Origin of the sequence: Klebsiella sp. X13, assembly GCF_003323835.1 — a bacterium.
In the GTDB taxonomy this organism is placed as follows: Bacteria; Pseudomonadota; Gammaproteobacteria; order Enterobacterales; family Enterobacteriaceae; genus Klebsiella; species Klebsiella ornithinolytica.
Genome location: NZ_CP030874.1, coordinates 1,558,753 through 1,584,028, shown reverse-complemented (window position 1 = coordinate 1,584,028; position 25,276 = coordinate 1,558,753). Strand labels below are relative to the sequence as shown.

At 56.3% G+C, this 25,276-nt stretch carries 16 protein-coding genes; 9 read left to right on the top strand and 7 right to left on the bottom strand.

Annotated elements, in window-relative coordinates; translation table 11 throughout:
- Nucleotides 1-699: 699 nt before the first annotated feature.
- Nucleotides 700-3,357: a phosphotransferase RcsD gene (rcsD, locus tag DSD31_RS07710; RefSeq protein WP_015583820.1), complete on the top strand. Its 2,658-nt coding sequence runs from the start codon at nt 700-702 to the stop codon at nt 3,355-3,357.
- A gap of 16 nt (nt 3,358-3,373) precedes the next feature.
- On the top strand, nt 3,374-4,024 hold the full coding sequence (gene rcsB / locus DSD31_RS07705) for a response regulator transcription factor RcsB (protein ID WP_002913007.1): 651 nt from the start codon (nt 3,374-3,376) through the stop codon (nt 4,022-4,024).
- A gap of 63 nt (nt 4,025-4,087) precedes the next feature.
- Here rcsB and rcsC read toward each other — a convergent pair whose 3' ends face one another.
- Complete coding sequence (rcsC, locus tag DSD31_RS07700; RefSeq protein ID WP_097357955.1) at nt 4,088-6,943, bottom strand: two-component system sensor histidine kinase RcsC; 2,856 nt, start codon at nt 6,941-6,943, stop codon at nt 4,088-4,090.
- 167 nt (nt 6,944-7,110) lie between these two features.
- Complete coding sequence (gene gyrA, locus DSD31_RS07695) at nt 7,111-9,750, bottom strand: DNA topoisomerase (ATP-hydrolyzing) subunit A (protein WP_004864890.1); 2,640 nt, start codon at nt 9,748-9,750, stop codon at nt 7,111-7,113.
- A gap of 234 nt (nt 9,751-9,984) precedes the next feature.
- Here gyrA and ubiG point away from each other — a divergent pair, with 234 nt between their 5' ends.
- The 4 genes from ubiG (at nt 9,985) to yfaE (ending at nt 14,843) form a co-directional block, all read left to right on the top strand.
- A complete protein-coding gene (gene ubiG / locus DSD31_RS07690; RefSeq protein WP_004864892.1) occupies nt 9,985-10,713 on the top strand; it encodes a bifunctional 2-polyprenyl-6-hydroxyphenol methylase/3-demethylubiquinol 3-O-methyltransferase UbiG in 729 nt (242 codons plus the stop codon).
- Between the two features lie 356 nt (nt 10,714-11,069).
- Complete coding sequence (nrdA, locus tag DSD31_RS07680; RefSeq protein ID WP_004864894.1) at nt 11,070-13,355, top strand: class 1a ribonucleoside-diphosphate reductase subunit alpha; 2,286 nt, start codon at nt 11,070-11,072, stop codon at nt 13,353-13,355.
- A 103-nt stretch (nt 13,356-13,458) separates the two neighbouring features.
- Nucleotides 13,459-14,589, top strand: coding sequence for a class Ia ribonucleoside-diphosphate reductase subunit beta (nrdB, locus tag DSD31_RS07675; protein ID WP_015583818.1), 1,131 nt, complete (start codon nt 13,459-13,461; stop codon nt 14,587-14,589).
- A complete protein-coding gene (gene yfaE, locus DSD31_RS07670; RefSeq protein ID WP_004201692.1) occupies nt 14,589-14,843 on the top strand; it encodes a class I ribonucleotide reductase maintenance protein YfaE in 255 nt (84 codons plus the stop codon). The genes nrdB and yfaE overlap by 1 nt, the downstream gene beginning before the upstream one ends.
- A 77-nt stretch (nt 14,844-14,920) precedes the next feature.
- Here yfaE and glpQ read toward each other — a convergent pair whose 3' ends face one another.
- Both glpQ and glpT read right to left on the bottom strand, forming a co-directional pair.
- Nucleotides 14,921-15,991 (bottom strand): glycerophosphodiester phosphodiesterase, encoded by a 1,071-nt coding sequence (gene glpQ, locus DSD31_RS07665; protein ID WP_004864899.1) that lies wholly within the window; start codon nt 15,989-15,991, stop codon nt 14,921-14,923.
- 9 nt (nt 15,992-16,000) lie between these two features.
- Nucleotides 16,001-17,347, bottom strand: a complete 1,347-nt coding sequence (gene glpT / locus DSD31_RS07660; protein WP_004864901.1) for a glycerol-3-phosphate transporter — start codon at nt 17,345-17,347, stop codon at nt 16,001-16,003.
- Between the two features lie 270 nt (nt 17,348-17,617).
- Between glpT and glpA the strand changes: the two genes are divergently transcribed.
- The 3 genes from glpA to glpC are packed head-to-tail and all read left to right on the top strand — an operon-like array spanning nt 17,618 to nt 21,664.
- Nucleotides 17,618-19,240, top strand: a complete 1,623-nt coding sequence (gene glpA / locus DSD31_RS07655; RefSeq protein WP_048023213.1) for an anaerobic glycerol-3-phosphate dehydrogenase subunit A — start codon at nt 17,618-17,620, stop codon at nt 19,238-19,240.
- Nucleotides 19,230-20,489 (top strand): glycerol-3-phosphate dehydrogenase subunit GlpB, encoded by a 1,260-nt coding sequence (gene glpB, locus DSD31_RS07650; protein ID WP_015583816.1) that lies wholly within the window; start codon nt 19,230-19,232, stop codon nt 20,487-20,489. The genes glpA and glpB overlap by 11 nt, the downstream gene beginning before the upstream one ends.
- Nucleotides 20,486-21,664 (top strand): anaerobic glycerol-3-phosphate dehydrogenase subunit GlpC, encoded by a 1,179-nt coding sequence (glpC, locus tag DSD31_RS07645; protein ID WP_015583815.1) that lies wholly within the window; start codon nt 20,486-20,488, stop codon nt 21,662-21,664. Before glpB ends, glpC begins: the two co-directional genes overlap by 4 nt.
- Nucleotides 21,665-21,899: 235 nt before the next feature.
- Here glpC and yfaU read toward each other — a convergent pair whose 3' ends face one another.
- Genes yfaU through rhmD form a run of 3 tightly spaced genes read right to left on the bottom strand, consistent with a single transcriptional unit; the run spans nt 21,900 to nt 25,265 of the window.
- The gene (gene yfaU, locus DSD31_RS07640; RefSeq protein WP_015583814.1) at nt 21,900-22,703 is read right to left on the bottom strand and encodes a 2-keto-3-deoxy-L-rhamnonate aldolase; all 804 of its coding nucleotides are present in this window, start codon (nt 22,701-22,703) and stop codon (nt 21,900-21,902) included.
- Nucleotides 22,704-22,717: 14 nt separating this feature from the next.
- The gene (locus tag DSD31_RS07635) at nt 22,718-24,007 is read right to left on the bottom strand and encodes an MFS transporter (RefSeq protein WP_015583813.1); all 1,290 of its coding nucleotides are present in this window, start codon (nt 24,005-24,007) and stop codon (nt 22,718-22,720) included.
- Nucleotides 24,008-24,059: 52 nt separating this feature from the next.
- A complete protein-coding gene (rhmD, locus tag DSD31_RS07630) occupies nt 24,060-25,265 on the bottom strand; it encodes an L-rhamnonate dehydratase (protein ID WP_113990927.1) in 1,206 nt (401 codons plus the stop codon).
- Nucleotides 25,266-25,276 lie beyond the last annotated feature (11 nt).

The following is a 25,276-nucleotide window of genomic DNA, read 5'->3' as shown; positions in this document are numbered from 1 at the left end:
ATATTCATTGTGCTGTAAAATGCAGAATAATCCAACAAGAATATGATACGAAAACTTCTAAGGTGTTTCAAAATGCGCACAAGATGTTTCAAATTGTAAACACGGGGGAACTTTTCTTCATCGCTAAAAAGCACTAAAATAAGCACCAATAATCAAGAAAATAAATTTTTTCAATGAAGTTCATGCAGTTACACGTTGTTTCATGTATAGCACTGAATGACAAAACAAAATCCACCCCGGCGACTAGAATAACTCTCGCTATCATCATTAACTTTATTTATTACCGTCATTCAGTTCTGAATGTCTGTTTACCCCTATTTCAACCGGATGCCTCGCATTCGGTTTTTTTTTACCCTTCTTTACATAACTTTAATTACCCGGCGATATCCACGGAAAAAAATAACGGTTATTAATCAATCACCTCGCAAGTGAGTAAAGTCTTATCCAGATAATTTCTTGTTATTTAGTGCTATTTATTGCCAGAAACGGGTAAATAATTGTACAAGGTTCGCCCTGGTGTACATCTTATTGCGCGCGATTTTTTAAGATAATTCTTACGATTAAAAAAAATTGCAGAACCGCAATCTGTAGTATGGATTTGATAAATTAGCCTTTATACTGCTTAGCGTATTCACTCTGCTAGCAGCTACCTGGGGCGATGCCCTGCTTACAAACCTTGATGAGTCGCTCCGTCACACGATGACCCAGAAAAAATTCTCCCTGATGCCAGGCAGCATCACCCGCTTCTTCATTTTAATGGTCATCGTCCTGCTGGCGACCATGGGTGTTATGATCCAAAGCGCGGTCAATACCTGGCTGAAAGATAAAAGTTATCAGGTCATTGATGTCAGCCACGCGCTGCATAAACGCATCGATACCTGGCGCTACGCAACCTGGCAGATTTACGACAATATCGCCGCCACCCCTTCCAGCACCGTCAGCGATGGCCTGCAAGAAACGCGGTTGAAGCAGGATGTTTACTACCTGGAAAAACCGCGGCGGAAAACCGAAGCGCTGATCTTTGGATCCCACGACAGCTCCACCCTGGAGATGACGCAGAAAATGTCCAGCTACCTCGACATCTTGTGGGGAGCGGAAACCATCCCCTGGTCGATGTACTATCTGAATGGTCTGGATAACAGTCTGATCCTTGTGTCGACGCTGCCGCTGAAAGATCTGTCATCCAGCTTTAAAGAGTCAACGATTACCAGCGTGGTTGAATCCCGTCGCGCAGAAATGCTGCTGCAGGCAAACACCCTGGACGAGAGGGAAACCTTTTCCTCTCTGCGCCGCCTCTCCTGGCAGAATGGCCACTATTTTACCCTGCGCACCACCTTTAACCAGCCGGGCCACCTGGCAACCGTTGTCGCCTTTGACCTGCCGATTAACGACCTGATTCCGCCCGGCATGCCGCTGGATAATTTCCGTATTGAACCCGACCCGGCGCAAAGCGCGGTCAGCAACCCGGAAAAAGAGGCCACCGATAGCGTTAATATCGACTTTAACGGGGCGCGAATTGAGATCATCACCAGCATTAGCACCACCGGTATGCGCCTGATCTGGGTGGTTCCCTTCGGGTCGCTGCTGCTGGAGTCACTGCAGAACGTTCTCCTGCCGCTGCTGCTGATTATCGGCCTGCTGGCGTTAACGCTGTTCGGTTTTACGACGTTTCGCCATTACAATGGCCGCGGCCGTCAGACCGGTACCGCCGTCTCTCCCGCCGCCAATAGCGAATTGCGCACCCTGCGCGCCATTAACGAAGAGATCGTCTCGCTGCTGCCGCTGGGGCTGCTGGTTCACGATCAGGAAGCCAACCGTACAATTATCAGTAACCCGATTGCCGATCATCTCCTGCCGCACCTCAATCTGCAAAACATCACCAACATGGCCGATCAGCATCAGGGGGTTATCCAGGCGACAATCAATAACGAGCTGTATGAAATACGTCAGTATCGCAGCCAGGTCGCGCCGCGGACGCAGATCTTCATTATTCGCGATCAGGACCGGGAGGTTCTGGTCAATAAAAAACTGAAACAGGCCCAGCGCCTGTACGAGAAAAACCAGCAGGGGCGCATTGCATTTATGCAGCATATCGGCAGCGCCTTAAAACAGCCGGCGCAGAGCCTGGCCGAAGAAGCGGCTGCCATTGGGATTGCCCAAAGCCTTCAGCTTGCGCAGCATGCTGACCAGCTGGTACAGCTGGTCGATGAAATTCAGCTGGCGAATCTTCTGGAGAGCGACAGCTGGAAAAGTAATCCTGGGCTGTTCTCCATTCAGGAGCTGATCGATGAAGTGGTGCCTGAGGTGCTGCCGATCATTAAACGCAAAGGTCTGCAGCTGCTGATCAACAATGCGCTGCCGGCCAATGAACAACGCTATGGCGATCGCGATGCGCTGCGCCGCACGCTGCTGTTACTCATTCAATACTCGGTGACCACGACGCAAATTGGCAAAATCACGCTTGAAGTGAGTAAAGATGAGTCCGCTGACGACCGGCTGACCTTCCGTATTCTGGATACCGGCAACGGCGTTTCCGGCAATGAAATCGACAATATGCACTTCCCGTTCCTGAACGAGACCCAGTCCGACCTGTATGGTAAAGCCAACGCCCTCACCTTCTGGCTCTGCGATCGCCTGACGCGCAGGCTTGGCGGTCAGATGAACATCAAGGCGCGCGAGTCGCTGGGAACCCGCTATTCTCTCCATCTCAAAATGCCGGCCAGCGAAGAAGAGAGCGATTCCGGCGAACATCTGCTGGATGATGTCGTGGTGATGCTCGATATTACCGCCAATGAGGTCCGCCGGATTGTGGTGCGCCAGCTCGAAAGCTGGGGAGCAACCTGCATCACGCCGGATGAAAGGCTGGCAAGTCAAGAATACGATCTCTTTTTAACGGATAATCCGTCTAATCTTACTGCTTCGGGCTTGCTTTTAAGCGATGATGAGGTCGGGATACGCAAAATTGGCCCAGGCCAGCTGCGTGTCAATTTTAATATCAGCACGGCTATGCAGGAAGCGATTCTGCAACTGATTGAACAGCAGCTGGCGCAGGAAGAGGGGCAATCTCCCTCTGCGGGAAGCGAAAGTAACGCCGAACTCCATGCCAGCGGCTATTACGCACTGTTTGCCGACACAGTTCCGGATGATGTTAAGAGGCTGTATACTGAACTGGCAACGAGCGATTTAGCTGCGCTGGCGCAGACAGCGCACCGCCTCAAAGGGGCGTTTGCTATGCTTAATCTGATACCCGGCAAACAGTTATGTGAAACGCTTGAGCATCTGATTCGCGAGAAAGATGCGCAAGGCATAGAAAAATATATCAGCGACATTGACGTTTACGTCAAGAGCTTGCTGTAGCAAGGTAGCCTAATACATGAACACTATGAACGTAATTATTGCCGATGACCACCCGATCGTACTGTTCGGTATTCGTAAATCCCTTGAGCAAATCGAATGGGTCAACGTAGTCGGCGAATTTGAAGATTCAACGGCACTTATCAATAATCTTCCTAAATTAGACGCACACGTTTTGATTACCGACCTGTCGATGCCTGGCGATAAATACGGCGACGGGATCACGTTGATCAAATACATCAAACGCCATTTTCCGGATCTGTCTATCATCGTTCTGACGATGAACAACAACCCGGCGATCCTTAGCGCAGTGCTGGATCTGGATATCGAAGGGATCGTGCTGAAACAAGGCGCCCCGACCGATCTGCCTAAAGCGCTGGCGGCGCTGCAGAAAGGCAAAAAATTCACCCCGGAAAGCGTTTCGCGCCTGCTGGAAAAAATCAGCGCCAGCGGTTACGGCGACAAGCGCCTGTCGCCGAAAGAGAGCGAAGTGCTACGCCTGTTCGCCGAAGGGTTTCTCGTGACCGAGATTGCCAAAAAGCTGAACCGCAGCATTAAAACCATCAGCAGCCAGAAGAAATCGGCGATGATGAAGCTGGGCGTGGAAAACGATATCGCGCTGCTGAACTACCTGTCTTCCGTTTCTCTGAGCGCCACCGACAAAGAGTAACGCTGCCTGCCCGGATAACGGCTCTGCGCCTTCTCCGGGCAAGTCCACCACCGCTTCCCTGCCCTACTCCCTTTCCTGACGTTCTTTGCGCACCCGCGCGGCGTAGATCGCCAGCGTCTGCTTGATAATATCGAGCGTCACCGGTTTCGACAGACAGTTATCCATACCCGACTCCAGGCAGCGCTGTTTCTCCTCAGCCAGCGCGTTGGCGGTCACCCCGATGACCGGCAGGGTCATTCCCAGCTCGCGGATACGTTGCGTCAGGCGATAGCCATCCATATTCGGCATGTTGACATCGCTCAGCACGATATCGATATGCTGTTTGCTCAGCACGCCCAGCGCATCGACCCCATCGTTTGCCGTCACGCACTGATAGCCCAGCGAGCCAAGCTGGTCGGCCAGCAGCCGGCGGTTAATCGGATGATCGTCCACCACCAGGATCATCATATCGTCATTGCTGGCGACCTGCGTTTCCGGAGCGGCGAGCGCCGGGCCGTGTTCGGTGGTCGTCACCGCAATCCGCAAGATACGTCCCAGCAGCGGCAGCAGTTCGTGCGGTGTCGTCACGCTGTGTATCCACACGCCAGGCGTGCGTTCCAGCGGAATACCGATATGACGACGACAGAAAATCACCGCCGCACTCCCCTGCCAGCGCGCGTCCGGCTCATCATCAGTCAGCAAAATATCATCTGCGCCGGGCCGTTGGCCGTCATAGATTTGGCAGTGAAGACCGTGACAGGTGAGTAGCGACTCGACAAACAGCGCCAGGGAGGCGTTGCGGATCGCCAGCCAGCAACACGTACCCGCCAGGCCATCAATCACCAGCGGCGAGCGGTTTTGCACGCCGTACAGCGGAATACGAATGGTAAAGCGACTGCCCATTCCCGGTTCGGTTTCGACGGCAATATCGCCGTCCATCATGCTGATGAGCTTTTCACATATCGCCAGCCCCAGACCGGTCCCCTGGAAGTTGCGCTGCACGCCGGTCCCCACCTGGAAGAACGGGTCAAACAGGCGCACCACCTCTTTTGCCGGGATCCCTTCGCCAGTATCGCGCACGCTAATTTGCAGGTAATCCCCGGCGCACTGCACGTGCAGGACGATGCAGCCGGTGTCGGTAAACTTAATGGCGTTGCTCAACAGGTTAGAGATGACCTGCTGCAAACGCATCGGGTCGCCGGACATCAGCTGCGGAACGTCAGGCTCGATAAAGCAGTAGAGCCCCAGCTGTTTACGCACCACCAGCGGTAAATAGTTGGCCGAGATATGGTTCATCACCTCACGCGGCGAAAACTCACCGGGTTCGATTTTCAGCTGCTCGGATTCGATTTTCGAGAAGTCGAGGATATCGCTGATGATTTTCAGCAGCAGGCTCGAGGAGTTATTCATCGCCGTGACCAGCCTGTCGACGCCCTTCGGCAGCTCTTTGGTTTGCAACAGGTCAAGGTTACCGATTATTCCGTACAGCGGCGTTCGCAGCTCGTGGCTGACGGTGGCGAGGAACATCGATTTCGACTGGCTGGCCTGCTCCGCAGCCTGCGCCATCTCCTGCAACGACTCCTCCATCTTGACGCGGGCGCTGACGTCCACCAGCACGCAAATCGCGACGTTTTCATTGCGATAGCGCGAATGGACGAAGCTAATCTGCAGGTTGGTGTTGTTGCTGGTCAACACATCCACAAAGTTGACCTGCTGGCCGCAAATAATCTGCGTTAACCGCTGCCGATCCTCATGGGTCAGCATATTGAGGTAGTTGTGCGCCAGTTCGTTGCTCAGAATATTGGTGCCATCGAGGGTGCGCAGAATACAAATCCCCACCGGCGCCGATGCGACGATTTTACGGTTGAACTGCTCATGCTCTTCCAGCCGCTGGGCATCATTCTCCGCCGGGATAAAGATCCGCCGCTCATACATCCGCGCCAGGGCAAACAGAATCACCCCGGTGAGGATATTCAGGACAATCGCGTTGATAATCAGCATCCGGATACGTTCGAGCACCTGATCGACCGACACGGAATAGACGATGCTTAACGACGACGGCGGCAGACTCTTCTTCAGCGCCAGCTCGCGGAAACCCGAGGTGTAGCCAAACCAGATCCGCTCCTGCATCCAGCGGGCTTCGCTCTTGATTTTGTTATCCTGCCCGGCAAGAGAAATAAGCGGCTGTCCGTTGTCGTCGAGAATCGTGACGCTCATTGGCAGACTGCCCGGCGTAAAGAAGCTCTCCATACGAATGGTCTGCTCAATACCCAGCAACGCCTGCAGGCGGTTTGCCATATAAACCGGCGTCAGGGCGTAAAAATAGCCCACGCCCGGACGCACGCCCTGGCTTATCCAGAACAGGTTGTTGCCGCGCTCGTTTTGCGGCGCATCGCGGTACTGCTCAATACGCTGGTGCAGCACTTTCAGCGCCTGATCGCGCTCCAGCGGCATCTCCCGCAGGCCAAAGTTGGCCATACACAAATTATCGCTGCCAATGAGAAAGATGCGGTTGAGGTCATAGGCCGCGGAAAAGTTATCGCGCCAGTAGCGCATAAACCACGCCAGCGACTGCAGGGAGTTGCGCCAGGTCGCGCCCATTGTCCCGCAATCAGAATCAGGGTACAGCGGTTCAAAATCAGGAACGGCGATATTGCCGCCCGGAGCGGGAGTCGCCCCGCCCTCGTCGCCGCTGGTCGGACGGTTGCCGGCCACGTATTTCAGCTCTTTAATCACATCCGCGGTTCGCTGAATATAGCGCTGCGCCTGATCGGCATTGAGGTTAAATTCCTGGCGGATCTCCGACTCTCTGTCATGCAGGGCGTTGACGATATAGAACACGGAAACGAAAGCGATCAGCATCCAGAGCAGTACCGCCAGCGCTCTGAACAGGTAGCGTGAAACCTTTAGCGTGGTATGAAAAGAGGCAAGATATTTCAATGGGGCGATACTCGGCCGTCAGGGACTCAACAGAATGGGGTTAAGGTAGCGGTAAACACGTTTCGTCGCAACGTTATACTCTCTGGATTTCGCCTCGGATAAAGGCGCAGCGTACAAATAAAAAGGGCCGGAGTCTCTCCCGGCCCTTTTCGCATCACTAGCGCAGATTATTCTTCATCTTCGACAGCGTCATCATCGGCGTCAGCGTCAGTTTCCGGCGCGATCTCGTCGTCGCCTTCCGCTACGCTGCCGTCGATGGCATCCAGCTCTTCGTCATCAACCGGCTCGGCTACGCGCTGCAGGCCTACGACGTTTTCATCTTCCGCGGTACGGATCAGAATAACGCCCTGCGTGTTACGACCGACGATGCTGACTTCCGACACGCGCGTACGCACCAGGGTGCCGGCATCGGTGATCATCATGATCTGATCGCAATCATCGACCTGCACAGCGCCGACCACGGAACCGTTACGCTCGGTGACCTTAATGGAGATCACGCCCTGCGTTGCACGGGACTTAGTCGGATACTCTGCCGCCGCCGTACGTTTACCGTAACCATTCTGCGTGACGGTCAGGATAGCGCCTTCGCCGCGTGGAATGATCAGCGAAACCACTTTATCGTCACCCGCCAGCTTGATGCCGCGAACGCCGGTAGCGGTACGGCCCATGGCACGGACCGCGCTCTCTTTAAAGCGCACCACTTTACCGGCGGCTGAGAACAGCATCGCTTCATCATTACCGTTGGTCAGGTCAACGCCAATCAGCTCGTCGCCTTCGTTCAGGTTCACCGCGATGATCCCGGCAGAACGTGGACGGCTGAACTCAGTCAGCGCGGTTTTCTTCACGGTACCGCTGGCGGTCGCCATAAAGACGTTCACGCCTTCTTCGTATTCGCGTACCGGCAGAATAGCGGTAATGCGTTCGTTAGCTTCCAGCGGCAACAGGTTGACGATTGGACGCCCGCGCGCACCACGGCTGGCTTCCGGCAGCTGATAGACCTTCATCCAGTACAGGCGGCCACGGCTGGAGAAGCAGAGGATCGTGTCATGGGTATTGGCCACCAGCAGGCGGTCGATAAAGTCTTCTTCTTTAATACGTGCGGCCGATTTACCTTTGCCACCGCGACGCTGTGCCTCATAGTCGGTTAGCGGCTGATACTTCACATAGCCCTGGTGAGACAGGGTGACCACCACATCTTCCTGGTTGATCAGATCTTCGATGTTGATATCCGCGGTGTTGGCGGTGATTTCGGTACGACGCGCGTCGCCGAACTGTTCGCGCATGGCTTCCAGCTCTTCACGAATCACTTCCATCAGACGGTCGGCGCTGCCGAGGATATGCAGCAGTTCAGCGATCTGTTCCAGCAGCTCTTTGTATTCATCGAGCAGTTTTTCATGCTCAAGCCCGGTCAGTTTCTGCAGACGCAGATCCAGGATCGCCTGGGCCTGCTGTTCGGTCAGATAGTATTGACCGTCGCGCACGCCGAACTCTGGCTCCAGCCACTCCGGACGCGCGGCATCATCACCGGCACGTTCCAGCATCGCCGCCACGTTGCCCAGATCCCATGGACGCGCGATCAGGCCAGCTTTCGCTTCCGCAGGCGTTGGCGCACGGCGGATAAGCTCGATGATCGGGTCGATGTTGGCCAGCGCAATCGCCAGCGCTTCAAGGATATGCGCACGATCGCGGGCTTTACGCAGTTCGAAAATGGTACGACGCGTCACCACTTCGCGGCGGTGGCGCACGAACGCTGAAAGAATATCTTTCAGGTTCATGATCTTCGGCTGACCATGGTGCAGCGCAACCATGTTAATACCGAAGGAGACCTGCAGCTGCGTCTGGGAGTAGAGGTTGTTAAGCACCACTTCGCCCACCGCATCGCGTTTCACTTCAATCACGATGCGCATCCCGTCTTTATCAGACTCGTCACGCAGCGCGCTGATGCCTTCAACGCGTTTGTCTTTCACCAGCTCGGCAATTTTCTCGATCAGGCGCGCTTTGTTCACCTGATACGGAATTTCGTGCACGATGATGGTTTCACGACCGGTCTTCGCATCGGTTTCCACCTCAGCGCGGGCGCGAATATAAATTTTGCCACGACCGGTGCGGTAAGCTTCCTCAATCCCACGACGACCATTAATAATGGCGGCGGTCGGGAAGTCCGGACCCGGGATGTGCTCCATCAGCCCTTCGACGGAGATATTTTCATCGTCGATATAGGCCAGGCAGCCGTTGATCACTTCCGTCAGGTTGTGCGGCGGAATGTTGGTTGCCATCCCGACGGCGATACCGGACGAACCGTTCACCAGCAGGTTAGGGATTTTCGTCGGCATGACGTCAGGAATACGTTCCGTACCGTCATAGTTATCAACGAAATCAACCGTCTCTTTTTCCAGGTCGGCCATCAGCTCGTGGGCGATTTTCGACATACGGATTTCCGTATAACGCATCGCTGCGGCGGAGTCGCCATCGACAGAACCGAAGTTACCCTGGCCATCGACCAGCATATAACGCAAGGAGAATGGCTGTGCCATACGTACAATGGTGTCATAAACGGCGGTATCACCATGAGGGTGGTATTTACCGATTACGTCACCAACGACACGGGCGGATTTTTTATAGGCTTTGTTCCAGTCATTGCCCAATACGTTCATGGCGTAAAGTACGCGACGGTGTACCGGTTTCAGGCCATCTCGGACATCCGGCAGCGCACGGCCAACAATGACCGACATCGCATAATCCAGATACGAGCTCTTAAGCTCTTCCTCAATGTTGACCGGTGTAATTTCTCTCGCAAGGTCGCTCATCTAACCGCTATCCCTCTACTGTATCCCGGATTCAAAGGTCGCAAATTATAACACAGCCACGGTGATACGGGTAAACCTATACCCAATGAATTTCGCGCCGCATCGTGGCGGTAAACGCAGGCGCTCCGATTCGCGTCATCGGGTCGCGGCAAAAGGCGATGGGGATAGACGGTTTATTCATGTCGGTCACCTGATATACTCGCCGGTCTGAACAGAAAAGGAGTCGAAGCGCCCATGAATGCCGAAAAACAGCCGGTGGCCCACAACGTTGATCATCATGAAATTGCTAAATTTGAAGCCGTCGCCTCGCGCTGGTGGGACTTAGAGGGCGAGTTCAAGCCCTTACATCGTATCAACCCGCTGCGTCTTGGCTATATTGCGGAGCGTTCTGGCGGCCTGTTTGGTAAAAAGGTACTCGATGTTGGCTGCGGCGGCGGCATCCTTGCCGAGAGCATGGCGCGTGAAGGCGCAACGGTAACCGGGCTCGACATGGGCTTTGAACCGCTGCAGGTGGCGAAGCTGCACGCGCTGGAAAGCGGCGTTCAGGTCGACTATGTCCAGGAGACGGTAGAAGAGCACGCGGCGAAGCACGCCGGTCAGTACGATGTGGTGACCTGCATGGAGATGCTGGAGCATGTTCCGGACCCGCGTTCGGTGGTTCACGCCTGTGCACGGCTGGTGAAGCCCGGCGGTCAGGTCTTCTTCTCGACCATTAACCGCAATGGTAAAGCGTGGCTGATGGCGGTAGTCGGCGCTGAATACGTGATGAAAATGGTGCCCAAAGGGACTCATGACGTGAAAAAATTCATTAAGCCGGCGGAGCTGATTGGCTGGGTTGATCAGACTACTCTGAAAGAGCAGCATATTATCGGCCTGCATTACAATCCGCTGACCAATACCTTCAAGCTGGCACCGGGGGTAGATGTTAACTATATGTTGCATACAACCGCGAAAAGCGCATAACGTCAGCAGTTTTTCATATGATGATTATTTGATGATTGCGCGGCATCAAGCCGCGTAATTTTTACATCCGTCGAAGAAATCAGCATTCGATCAAATTTTCATATTTATTTTCCAGTTTATTGACATCTCCGCCAGGCCTTACGCGGCGTGGACTTAGCGATCATTACGCTTCCGCAACCTCAAATTAACGCCAAAATCAACCCTTGTACTCAAAAGAATCCTTACTAAAATACTCACCATATAGCGTTTCTTTTATCTACAACCCCCTACATATAGTATTTATCCACAGAGTTAGTCACAACGGCGTTCTGTGGATAAGCGGGGGATATTTTCTCTCACGGACAGGTATAATCCACATGAATCAGAGTCTGCTGGTGACAAAGCGTGACGGTAGCACCGAGCGCATTAATCTCGATAAAATCCATCGTGTACTGGATTGGGCGGCAGAAGGACTGAATAACGTTTCGATTTCTCAGGTAGAACTGCGCTCTCACATTCAGTTTTACGACGGCATCAAAACTGCCGATATCCACGAAACCATCATTAAGGCAGCGGCGGACCTGATCTCCCGCGAAGCGCCGGATTACCAGTATCTCGCCGCGCGCCTGGCTATCTTCCATCTGCGTAAAAAAGCCTACGGCCAGTTTGAGCCGCCAGCGCTGTATGACCACGTCACGAAGATGGTGAAAAAAGGCAAATACGATACTCATCTGCTGGAAGACTACACGGAAGAAGAGTTCAAGCAGATGGATTCGTTCATTGTTCACGATCGCGATATGAGCTTCTCCTACGCTGCCGTTAAGCAGCTGGAAGGCAAATATCTGGTCCAGAACCGTGTTACCGGCGAAATTTACGAGAGCGCCCAGTTCCTCTACATTCTGGTTGCCGCCTGCCTGTTCTCCAACTACCCGCGCGAGACGCGTCTGGACTACATCAAACGTTTCTATGATGCCGTCTCCACGTTTAAAATCTCGCTGCCGACGCCGATTATGTCCGGCGTGCGTACCCCAACGCGTCAGTTCAGCTCCTGCGTGCTGATCGAGTGCGGCGATAGCCTCGACTCCATCAACGCCACCTCCAGCGCCATCGTGAAATATGTTTCCCAGCGCGCAGGTATCGGTATTAACGCCGGTCGCATTCGTGCGCTGGGCAGCCCGATCCGCGGCGGCGAAGCGTTCCACACCGGCTGTATCCCGTTCTATAAGCACTTCCAGACCGCGGTGAAGTCCTGCTCGCAGGGCGGCGTACGCGGCGGTGCCGCCACGCTGTTCTACCCGATGTGGCATCTGGAAGTCGAAAGTCTGCTGGTGCTGAAAAACAACCGGGGTACCGATGCCAACCGCGTTCGCCACATGGACTACGGCGTACAGATCAACAAACTGATGTACACCCGCCTGCTGAAAGGTGAAGACATTACCCTGTTCAGCCCGTCCGACGTCCCGGGCCTGTACGACGCCTTCTTCGCCGATCAGGACGAATTCGAACGTCTGTACACCCTGTACGAAAAAGACGACAGCATTCGTAAGCAGCGCATCAAAGCGGTTGAGCTGTTCTCCCTGATGATGCAGGAACGCGCCTCCACCGGCCGTATCTACATCCAGAACGTTGACCACTGCAACACCCACAGCCCGTTTGACCCGGTGGTGGCGCCGGTTCGCCAGTCCAACCTGTGCCTGGAAATCGCGCTGCCGACCAAACCGCTGGATGACGTCAACGACGAAAACGGCGAAATCGCGCTCTGTACCCTGTCTGCCTTTAACCTCGGCGCCATTGAAAGCCTCGACGAGCTGGAAGAGCTGGCGGTACTGGCGGTGCGTGCGCTGGACGCGCTGCTGGATTATCAGGACTACCCGATTCTGGCGGCTAAACGCGGCGCGATGGGCCGTCGTACGCTGGGTATTGGCGTGATCAACTTCGCCTACTACCTGGCGAAGCACGGTAAACGCTACTCTGACGGCAGCGCCAACAACCTGACGCATAAAACCTTTGAAGCTATTCAGTACTACCTGCTGAAAGCGTCAAACGAGCTGGCCATTGAACAGGGCGCGTGCCCGTGGTTCAACGAGACCACCTATGCTCAGGGCGTGCTGCCGATCGATACCTATAAAAAAGATCTCGATGCCATCGTCAACGAGCCGCTGCACTACGACTGGGAAGCGCTGCGCGAATCCATTAAAGAGCACGGCCTGCGTAACTCTACGCTCTCTGCGCTGATGCCGTCAGAGACCTCTTCGCAGATCTCCAACGCCACCAACGGTATTGAGCCGCCGCGCGGACATGTTAGCATTAAAGCCTCGAAAGACGGCATTCTACGTCAGGTGGTACCGGACTACGAAAAACTGCAGGGCAGCTACGAGCTGCTGTGGGAAATGCCGAACAATGACGGCTACCTGCAGCTGGTTGGTATCATGCAGAAGTTTATCGACCAGTCGATTTCGGCCAACACCAACTATGACCCGACGCGTTTCCAGTCGGGTAAAGTACCGATGCAGCAGTTGCTGAAAGACTTGCTCAATGCCTATAAATTCGGCGTAAAAACTCTGTACTATCACAACACCCGTGATGGCGCGGAGGATGCCCAGGACGATCTGGCGCCGTCCATCCAGGACGACGGCTGCGAAAGCGGCGCATGTAAGATTTGATAATATTGCCCGGCGGCGCCTTGCTTGCCGGGCCTACGGTCTATTGTAGGCCGGGTTTGCGAAGCGCCACCCGGCGTATAATTCCAGGACAGGATCCCCACTCATGGCATATACCACTTTTTCACAGACGAAAAACAACCAGCTGCTTGAGCCGATGTTTTTTGGCCAACCGGTTAACGTCGCCCGTTACGATCAGCAAAAATATGACATCTTCGAAAAGCTGATCGAAAAACAGCTCTCCTTCTTCTGGCGTCCGGAAGAAGTTGACGTCTCCCGCGACCGTATCGACTACCAGGCGCTGCCGGAACACGAAAAACATATCTTTATCAGCAACCTGAAGTATCAGACGCTGCTGGACTCTATCCAGGGCCGTAGCCCGAACGTCGCCCTGCTGCCGCTGATTTCGATTCCGGAACTGGAAACCTGGGTGGAAACCTGGGCATTCTCAGAGACGATTCACTCGCGCTCCTACACCCATATCATCCGTAATATCGTGAACGATCCGGCAATGGTCTTCGACGATATCGTCACCAACGAGCAAATCCAGAAACGCGCGGAAGGTATCTCCCACTACTACGACACGCTGATCGAGCTGACCAGCTACTGGCATCTGCTGGGTGAAGGCACGCACACCGTCAACGGGAAAACCATCACCGTTAACCTGCGCGAGCTGAAAAAGAAACTCTACCTGTGCCTGATGAGCGTCAACGCGCTGGAAGCGATTCGCTTCTACGTCAGCTTCGCCTGTTCGTTCGCATTCGCCGAGCGTAAGCTGATGGAAGGCAACGCCAAAATCATCCGCCTGATCGCCCGTGACGAAGCGCTGCATCTGACCGGCACCCAGCACATGCTGAATCTGCTGCGCTCCGGCGTCGACGACCCGGAAATGGCGGAAATTGCCGAAGAGTGCAAGCAGGAGTGCTACGATCTGTTCGTGCTGGCGGCGCAGCAGGAGAAAGAGTGGGCGGACTACCTGTTCCGTGACGGTTCAATGATCGGCCTGAACAAAGATATTCTCTGCCAGTACGTGGAATACATCACCAATATCCGCATGCAGGCGGTGGGTCTCGACCTGCCCTTCCAGACCCGCTCCAACCCGATTCCGTGGATCAACACCTGGCTGGTGTCCGATAACGTGCAGGTTGCGCCGCAGGAAGTGGAAGTCAGCTCCTACCTGGTTGGCCAGATCGATGCCGAAGTCGATGCCGACGATCTGAGCAACTTCCAGCTCTGATGAAACGCATTTTTCTGAAAATCTCTGACACTCGTCTTGAGTGTCAGGATGAACACCCTTCCCTGTTGGCCGCCCTGGAATCACATAATATCGACGTGGAGTATCAGTGCCGCGCCGGCTATTGCGGATCCTGCCGCACGCGGCTGGTTTCCGGTCAGGTTGACTGGCTGACCGAACCGCTGGCGTTCATCCAGCCGGGAGAGATTTTGCCCTGCTGCTGCCGGGCGAAAGGCGATATTGAAATCGAGATGTAGTTTTGTCGGGTGGCGCTGCGCTTACCCGACAAAACCGCAGTTCACAGGCCGGGCAAGGCGCAGCGCCACCCGGCTTTTTAGTGCTTCGCTTTCAGAAACTGCACCGCTTTATCCGGGAAATCGGTAAACAAGCCGTCGACGTCAGCCTGGTGGTACAGCAGGTCAAACAGCTGATTCACATCGGTGACATAATCCGGTAGCTGGTCAGCGCGGACGGTATACGGGTGCACCACCAGACGCTGGCGATGCGCCTCTTTCACCATCTCGTTGAGCGCAACCTGACCCGGCCTGGCATTCGCCGCCACCAGCATATGGTAGTCCGGACCAATTCCGTCGGCATATTGCGCAATCTGCGTCATCGCGCCGGGCTTAAACATCCAGTCATAGCTGTAGTTAACCCATTTGCCATCCGCCTGGCGTTGCCGGGTTTCATTCCAGTCGGTGTAAGCGATCAGCTGCACCAGCTTCAGGTCCATCCCCATCTTCGGCTCCAGCTCATGCTTAATCCGCTTGAGCTCGTTAGCATCAAAGCACTGCAGATAGATCTTATCCTGCTTGCGGGTGTACCCGTATTTCTTCAGCACCTGCAGGACGCTGACGGCGATATCCTTGCCTTCCTGATGGTGGAACCACGGCGCCTTAATTTCCGGGTAGATTCCGATATTTTTCCCCGTTGAATGGTTCAGCCCCTGAACAAACTCAATCTCCTCTTCAAAAGTATGAATGCGGAAGTCTGATTTCCCCATCGGGAAGCGGCCAGGGAAGGTCTGTATATTCTTGCCGTCCTTCGGCTCAAACCCTTCGCTGAACCGCAGTGATTTTATCTCCGCGAGGGTAAAGTCGATGGCGTAGAAGCGCCCATCCTGCCGTGCGCGCTGCGGGAAACGCTCCGCGACGTCGGTCACCCGATCGAGATAGTGGTCATGGAGCACCACCAGCCGATCGTCTTTGGTCATGACCAGGTCCTGCTCAAGATAATCGGCGCCCTGAGCGTAGGCCATCGCTTTTGCCGGCAGCGTATGCTCCGGCAGATAGCCGCTGGCGCCGCGGTGGGCGATGACCAGCTTATCCGCCGCAGAGGCGGAGAAGCTCAGAGTAGAACCGGCCAGTAAAATCGCCGTCATTAACGTTGTGGCTACCGTTTTCATGCGCATTCCTTAAGCCTGTTTCAGTTGTTGGTGATGGCGTTTTTCGCCAATCATCACCACCACCAGCAGCAGAACCGCCAGCACGCTGCCGCCGATCATCACCATGAAACCGCCGTCCCAACCGAAGAAGTCAACGGTATAGCCTACGATCGCGCTGGCGGCAACGGAACCGCCCAGGTAGCCAAACAAACCGGTAAAACCGGCGGCAGTGCCAGCCGCTTTTTTCGGCGCCAGTTCCAGGGCATGCAGGCCAATCAGCATCACCGGGCCATAGATCAGGAAGCCAATCACAATCATACAGGTCATATCGATACCCGGATTACCCGGCGGGTTGAGCCAGTAGACCACGGTCGCAATCGTCACCAGCGTCATAAAGAAGACGCCGGTGGCTCCGCGATTACCCCTAAACACCTTATCGGACATCCAGCCGCAAATCAGCGTGCCTGGAATCCCCGCATACTCATATAAGAAGTAGGCCCAGGAGGATTTATCCAGCGCAAAGTGCTTCACTTCTTTCAGGTAGGTTGGCGACCAGTCGAGAATGCCGTAGCGCAGCAGATAGACAAAGACGTTCGCCACGGCGATATACCACAGCAGCTTGTTCGGCAGGATATACTGCTTAAAGATCTGGCTGGCGGTCAGCTCCTGTTCATGCTCTTCGCTGTAATCATCAGGATAGTCATTTTTATACTCTTCAATTGGCGGCAGGCCGCAGGACTGTGGCGTATCGCGCATCATCGCGAAGGCAAACACCGCCAGCAGAATCGCGCCGAATGCCGGCATATACAGCGCCGCGTGCCAGTCGTTAAACCAGGCCATCCCCAGCAGGAACAGCAGCGGTGGGATCCCGCCTCCCACGTTATGCGCGCAGTTCCACACCGAGACAATGCCGCCGCGTTCTTTCTGCGACCACCAGTGCACCATCGTCCGCCCGCACGGCGGCCAGCCCATCCCCTGGAACCAGCCGCAGAGGAACAGCAGCACGAACATCACCATAATGCTGGAGGTCGCCCAGGGCACAAACCCCATCACCAGCATCACCAGCGCAGCCAGGATCAGCCCCGCGGGCAGAAAAATGCGCGGATTCGAGCGATCCGAAACCGACCCCATGATGAATTTCGAAAATCCATAGGCAATCGAAATACCGGAGAGGGCGAAACCCAGATCGCCGCGGGAAAAACCTTGCTCCACCAGATAGGGCATAGCCAGAGCAAAGTTCTTACGCACCAGATAGTAAGCAGCGTATCCAAAGAAAATACCGATGAAAATTTGCCAGCGCAGTCGACGGTACAGCGGATCGATTTCCGCCGCGGGCAAACGCGCTTTGTGTGGCGCAGGTTTAAAAATAGTTAACATAGCAGCCTCCGTGGCCATCTCTTCTCTACTGACAGCGATAAGAAAAATCTAATCTAATCACCCACTTCTGATGAGGCGGGATGGTAGGCAAAGCTGGCCCCGGATACTGTGAAACATCGCACGCTTTGTTACAAAAATATGACAAAACATTCCATTATGAGCATGAAATCACATAAAACGCTCGAATTACGCGCGAATATGCTCGAAATCAAACAATACGTACTGTTTGTATGGCTAAATGGCGTAAAACGAAAGCAGAGGGACAGGAAGATGGCCGAAACCCGTGAATGCGATGTTATTATCATCGGCGGCGGCGCCACCGGCGCAGGGATTGCGCGGGACTGCGCGCTCCGCGGGCTGCAGGTAACGCTGCTGGAACGTCACGATATTGCCACCGGAGCAACCGGCCGTAATCACGGTCTGCTGCACAGCGGCGCCCGCTATGCCGTCACCGATAGTGAATCGGCCCGCGAGTGCATCACTGAGAACCGGATTCTGCGCCGCATCGCCCGTCACTGCGTTGAACCGACCGGTGGACTCTTCATTACTCTTCCCGAGGACGATCTGGCCTGGCAACGAACCTTTATCAACGCCTGTCAGCAGGCGGGGATCGAAACCCGGCCGCTGTCGCCAGCAGAGGCGCTGCGCCTTGAACCCACCGTCAATCCGGCCCTGCTTGGCGCCGTACAGGTCCCCGATGGCACCATCGATCCGTTTCGCCTGACGGCGGCCAATATGCTCGACGCCCGGGAGCATGGCGCGACCATTCTGACCGGTTGCGAAATGACCGGGCTCATCCGCCGTGGAGAACGCGTTTGCGGGGTCGAGTTTTATGATCATCAGCATCGTGAGAGACGTACGCTACACGCCGGGGTTGTGGTCAATGCTGCCGGGATCTGGGGACAGCGGATCGCGGAATATGCCGATCTGCGCATCGCCATGTTCCCGGCCAAGGGATCGCTGCTGATCCTCGACCATCGTATCAACCGACAGGTCATCAACCGCTGCCGTAAACCTGCCGATGCCGATATTCTGGTGCCCGGCGATACCATTTCGCTGATTGGCACGACGTCGGAACATATCCCTTACGACGAAATTGATGACAACCGGGTCACAACGGCCGAAGTCGACACGCTGCTGCGGGAGGGGGAAAAGCTGGCTCCGGTACTTGGGCGTACTCGCGTGCTGCGCGCCTATTCCGGCGTGCGCCCACTGGTGGCCAGCGATGATGATCCCAGCGGACGCAGCGTCAGCCGCGGTATCGTTCTGCTCGACCACGCCAAACGCGATGGCATGGAGGGCTTTATCACCATTACCGGCGGCAAGCTAATGACCTACCGTTTGATGGCAGAGTGGGCCACGGATGCGGTGTGCCGTAAGCTGGGCAACAGCGTCCCCTGCTCTACTGCCGACACTCCGCTCCCGGGCTCAACGGAGTCCCCCGAAGCCACGGTAAAAAAAATCATCTCGCTACCCGCGCCGCTGCGCGGTTCCGCCCTCTATCGCCACGGCGACCGCACGCCTGCCTGGCTGGGCGATACCCGCCAGCATCGCAGCTTGATTTGTGAATGCGAGATGGTGACCGCCGGAGAAGTGCAGTACGCGGTGGAAAACTTAGCGGTTAACAGCCTGCTCGATCTACGCCGCCGCACGCGCATCGGCATGGGCACCTGCCAGGGAGAGCTGTGCGCCTGCCGGGCGGCCGGGCTTCTGCAACGGTTTAACATCACCACTCCCGCCCAGTCGCTGACCCAGCTTTCTGATTTTTTAAACGAACGCTGGAAAGGCGTGCAGCCCATTGCCTGGGGCGATGCGCTCAGGGAAAGTGAATTCACCCGCTGGGTCTACCTCGGACTGTGCGGGCTGCAAAAGGAGTCTCAGGATGAAATTTGATAGCGTGATTATCGGCGGTGGCCTCGCGGGCCTGCTCTGCGGGCTAACGCTTAATCAGTTCGGCCTGCGCTGCGTCATCGTCAGTCGGGGTCAAAGCGCGCTGCACTTTTCCTCCGCTTCGCTGGATCTGCTCTGCGCCCTTCCCGACGGGGAACGCGTCAGCGATGTGGCTCACGGGATAGACCGCCTGGCAGAACAGCTTCCCGAACATCCCTACGCGATGCTGGGTGCCGAACGGGTGATGGCGTACGCCGCGCAAACCGAGGCGCTGCTGGCTATCAACGGGATCGCGATGCGCGGCGCGGCCAGCCAGCCGCATGAACGCGTTACGCCGCTGGGCACCCTGCGCCCGACATGGCTTTCGCCGCTGGAAGTTCCCGTGGCGCCACTGTCCGCACGTAGCGTTGGCGTGGTGGGTATCGGCGGCTTCGCCGACTTCCAGCCGCATCTGGCCGCCGCCTCGCTCACCCGGCAGGGGGTGAAGGCGACCGCCAGCGAGATAGACTTACCGATACTGGATGTTCTGCGGGATAACCCGAGCGAATTTCGCGCGGTGAATATCGCCAGAATGCTCGACGAAGAGTGTCATTGGCCCGCGCTCCTCGCCGCGTTACGTCCGCTGGCGCTGGCGCACGACCTGCTGATCATGCCCGCCTGTTTCGGTCTGAATGACGCCGGGCTGTATCGCTGGCTACAGGAACAGCTACCCTGCCCGCTGCGCCTGCTGCCGACGCTGCCGCCTTCGGTTCCCGGCATACGCCTGCATAACCAGCTTCAGCGTCGTTTTATTCGAACCGGAGGTACCTGGCTGGCTGGCGATGAAGTCACACGGATCGGCCATCAGGAGGGGAAAGTCAACGAAGTCTGGACCCGGCAGCACGGCGATGTTCCGCTGCGTCCCCGTTTTGCCGTTCTGGCCAGCGGCAGTTTCTTCAGTAATGGATTGATCGCCGATAAAGCGCGCGTTCGGGAACCCATTCTCGGCCTCGACCTTCAGCAGACCACTCCGCGTGAGAACTGGTATCAGCGCGATTTCTTTGCTTCGCAACCCTGGCAACGCTTCGGCCTGAAAACGGATACGATGCTGCGCCCGCTGCTCGACGGCCAGCCGCTGGGCAACCTGTTCGCCATCGGTTCGCTACTCGGCGGTTTTGATGCCATCCAGCTTGGATGCGGCGGCGGCGTTTGCGCGGTCACCGCGCTGCACGTCGCGAAACAGATTCATGACCTTGCCGGAGGCACGCGATGAACGATACCCGCTTTGAGAGCTGCATTAAATGTACCGTTTGTACGACCAGCTGCCCGGTCAGCCGGGTTAATCCCCGCTATCCGGGCCCGAAACAGGCGGGTCCGGACGGTGAGCGCCTGCGGCTGAAAGATGGGGCGCTGTACGACGAAGCCTTAAAATATTGTATTAACTGCAAGCGCTGTGAAGTCGCCTGTCCCTCTGATGTAAAAATTGGCGATATTATCCAAAGGGCACGGGCGCAGTACAGCCAGCAAAAACCCACGCTGCGCGATGCTATCCTCAGCCATACCGACCTGATGGGCACCCTCTCCACGCCGTTTGCCCCGCTGGTCAACGCCGCAACGGGGCTCAAACCGGTGCGCCGCCTGCTCGATGCGACGCTAAAGATTGACCACCGCCGGACGCTGCCGAAATATGGTTTCGGCACTTTTCGCCGCGCTTACCGCCAGCAGGCGGACCGCCAGGCGCAGTTCAGTGAACAGGTCGCTTTTTTTCACGGCTGTTACGTCAACTACAACCATCCGCAGCTTGGCCACGACCTTATCCGCGTGCTGAATGCGATGGGCACCGGCGTACAGCTGTTAAGTAAAGAAAAATGCTGCGGCGTGCCGCTTATCGCCAACGGCTTTTTTGCCAAAGCCCGCCGCCAGGCGCAGAGCAACGTCGCCGCCATGCGAGAGACTCCGCTGCCGGTCATTGCCACCTCATCAACCTGCACGTTTACCCTGCGCGACGAATACCCGCATCTGCTGGATGTCGATAATCAGGACCTTCGCGACCGGATTGAACTGGCAACTCGCTGGATCTGGCGCCAGCTTGATGCCGGGCGTACCCTGCCGCTTCGGCCGCTGCCGCTGAAGGTGGTTTATCACACGCCGTGTCATATGGAGAAGATGGGCTGGTCGCTGTATACCCTCGAACTGCTGCGGCTGATCCCGGGTTTACAGCTGGAAGTGCTGGATTCACAGTGCTGCGGCATCGCCGGTACCTACGGGTTTAAATCGGAAAACTACCCCTCTTCGCAGGCCATCGGCGCACCGCTGTTCCGGCAAATTGAGGAGAGCGGCGCCGACCTGGCGATCACCGATTGCGAAACCTGCAAATGGCAAATCGAGATGTCCACCAGCAAACGCTGTGAACATCCCATCACTCTGCTGGCGCAGGCGCTGGCCTGACATCGGCGCCAGAAACCAGTAAAACCAATGCGGCTGATGACAAACCGGGTTTGAATACGGAGCCCGGGTTTGTGCCGGGTGGCGGCTAACGCCTGACCCGGCCTACTGGTGCTGGCGGATTCAGAACGGAAATTGCCCCGGTTGACTACCAGCCCCCTTGCCGACCTCGTAGGCCCGGTAAGGCGCAGCCGCCACCGGGCAATTCCTCAAGAGCGCGTTTTGTCAGTAGTCTTAACTAATAGCTCCCCTTTCCTTCCGCCGGTTCGGCGACCGGTCTGAACATCGCCAGCCGTGTATCCAGCGCCCGGGTATAGAGGTTGGTATCGACGCCAACGGCGACAAAATTTGCCCCCCACGCCAGCGCGTTGTGCGCCATTTCCGGGTCAACGGCGAGGAAACCTGCGGCTTTCCCCGCCGCGCGAATGCGGCGGATACTCTGTTCAATGATGCGCTGCACTTCCGGATGGCCGGCGTTGTCCGGGTAGCCCAGCGAAGCCGATAAATCAGCCGGGCCGATAAAGACGCCGTCAATACCCTCCACTTCGAGGATGGCATCCAGGTTGTCGAGAGCGGTTTTGCTCTCTACCTGAATCAGCAGGCACAGCTCATCGTTGGCCAGCGCCATATAGTTTTCCACCCGTCCCCAGCGTGCGGCGCGCGCCACCCCGGCCCCGACGCCGCGGGTGCCCAGCGGCGGATAGCGGGTCGCCGAGACTATCTCCCGCGCCTGTTCGGCGGTATCGACCATCGGGATCAGCAGCGTTCTGGCGCCAATATCCAGCACCTGCTTAATCAGGCTGCGATTGCCCTCCACCGGGCGAATCACCGGCTGGCTGGCATAGGGTGCGATGGCCTGCAGCTGATGATAAAGGTCCTGGATGGTATTGGGCGCATGTTCGCCGTCAATCAGCAGCCAGTCGTAACCCGAGGTGGCGGCAATCTCAGCCATATACGAAGAGGTCGAGCTCAGCCACAGGCCAATCTGCGCTTCTCCTTGCAATAATCCCGCTTTAAATGGGTTCGATAAAATTGCGTTCATAGTTCTCCCTTACATTAATGCTGTACGCTGCCAGCCTGTGGCACCGTGCGATTCACGCGCAGTGAAAAGATAATAACCACCCCGACAATCGCCACGCAGGCGAGCGTCAACAATCCGGCAGAATTATTGCCGAACATCGTTTCGGCCTGAACCCGAATGATAGGGGCCAGAAACCCACCGATGGCGCCAAACAGGTTGACGAAACCAATACCCGCGGCCAGCGCCGTGCCGGACAATAACTGCGTCGGCATGGTCCAGAAGACCGGCTGCACGGCAATGACGCCGACGGCGGCGACGCACAGCGCGATAATGGCCAGCACCGGCGACACCAGCCCGGAGACCGCGATGCCAATGGCCGCCGCCAGCAGGGTGAATGCCGCAATATTACGCCGCTCGCCGGTGCGATCGGAGTACCGTGGAATCAGCCAGGTCCCGAACAGCGCCGCCACCCACGGGATGGCGGTCACCACCGAGGCTACGAACCCGACTTTGGTGCCCAGCAGCGCGGCAACCTGGGTCGGCAGAAAGAAAATCAGACCGTAAACCGCCACCTGAATAGTCAGGTAGATAATGGCCAGTTGCCAGACGCGACCGTTGCGCAGCGCATCGGACAACCGCGAGGTGACCTTCTTCTGCTCTTCTCTGGCCAGCTCGCTAATTAACGCCTGCTTTTCGACAGAAGTCAGGAAACGCGCATTTTGCGGCGTATCATCGAGCCAGAAGAAGGTGAAGAATCCCGCGCCGACGGCCAGCAGCCCTTCAATGATAAACATCCAGAACCAGCCGGGATGTCCCATAAAACCGTGCATTTCCAGTAGGGCGCCGGATAGCGGTGAACCGAGGGTCAGCGCCAGCGGCGCGCCCATATAAAACAGCCCCATAATGCTGGCGCGGTTCTGCTGGGGAAACCACTGAGAGGTCAGGTAGATCATCCCCGGGAAGAAGCCCGCTTCGGCGGCGCCAAGCAGAGTGCGCACCAGCAGAAATTTCGCTTCCGTATCCGCCCATGCCATCGCCGCGGAAAGAATGCCCCACAGCAAGGTGGTGCAGCCAATCCATTTTCTGGCGCCGAATTTGCGCATCAGCAGGTTGGCCGGCACCCCGAGAAAGGCATACACCACAAAGAAAATCCCTGCCCCCAGCGCATAGGCTTCGTTGCTGAGACCGGTATCCAGCTGGTAGGTCTCCTTGGCAAAGCCGATATTCGAGCGGTCAAGAAACGCCAGCACATACAGCGCCAGCATAAAGGGGATCAAACGGGCGCGGTTTTTCTTCACCACGCTCTCAAGCAAGGTGTTGCTCATCGTAATATCCTCAACATGGGGCCGCACATCAGCGCGGTGCGGCACGACGGGATCAGTGGCTGTAAGGGCGTTTCAGGTTGCAGTCGCGGTTCAGCTCGACGCCGAAGCCCGGTTTATCCAGCACGGTTTTATGAATGCGACCTTTCACAGGTACCGGCTCGTCAACCAGAATCGGATCAAACTGCGGACGCATCGTTGAGCAGTCCGGGCTGGTCATCAGGAACTCGCTGAACGGCGTGTTGGTAAAGGTAATGACCGCATGGTGCGAATAGACCGATGAGCCGTGCGGAACCACCAGCTGGCCGCGCGATTTGGCGATCGCCGCAATCTCCACCAGGGTGGTCAGGCCGCCGCACCAGCCCACGTCAGGCTGCATAATATCGATGCCGGTTTCCGACAACGTGCGGAAGGATTGCAGCGTGCCGTGGTGCTCGCCGCTGGTGACCATCATTCCGGCTGGCGCATTGCGTTTAAGCTCGCGATAGCCTTCATACTGCTGCGGCGGCAGGCACTCTTCGATCCACTTGAGGTTATAGGGCGCGCAGGCGTGGGCCAGTTTAGTGGCGTAGTTAACGTCCTGGCTCATCCAGCAATCCAGCATCAGCCAGAAGTCCGGGCCGCATTTTTCACGCATATCGGCCACTATGGCGGCATCTTTGCGGATCCCCGCATCGCCATCGTGCGGCCCCCAGTGGGTCGGCATTTTGCCGCCAATAAAGCCCATCTCTTTCGCCAGATCCGGACGTGCCCCGGTGGCGTAGAACTGAATTTCATCGCGCACCGCGCCACCCAGCAGTTTGTAAACCGGCAGTCCAACCACTTTGCCAAACAGATCCCACAGCGCCAGGTCGATACAGGAGAGGGTATTCATCACCAGGCCGCCGGAGCCGGAGTAGTACAGGGTGGCGTTGAGCATCTGGTCATGGATCAGTTTGATATCGCTGACGCACTTGCCTTCGATAAAGCGGCTCAGGTGCTTTTCGACGATAAAGCAGCCCATCTCACCGGCGGTCGACACCGCAAAGCCGGTCTGTCCGTTTTCGGCTTCGACTTCCACAATCAGCGTGCCGAGAACGTTGATGCCAAACGACTGACGGGACTGTTCATACTGTGGATATTTGCTCATCGGCGTGGCGATATGATCGTCAATCCAGTGGTTTGCCCCCTGGTCATGATAATCGCCGCCGCCAGCGCCTTTCTCTGCGGTAGCTCCGCCGATAAACCAGGCGCGGACGTGTTTAATTTTCGGTAGGGTCATGATCTTCTCCT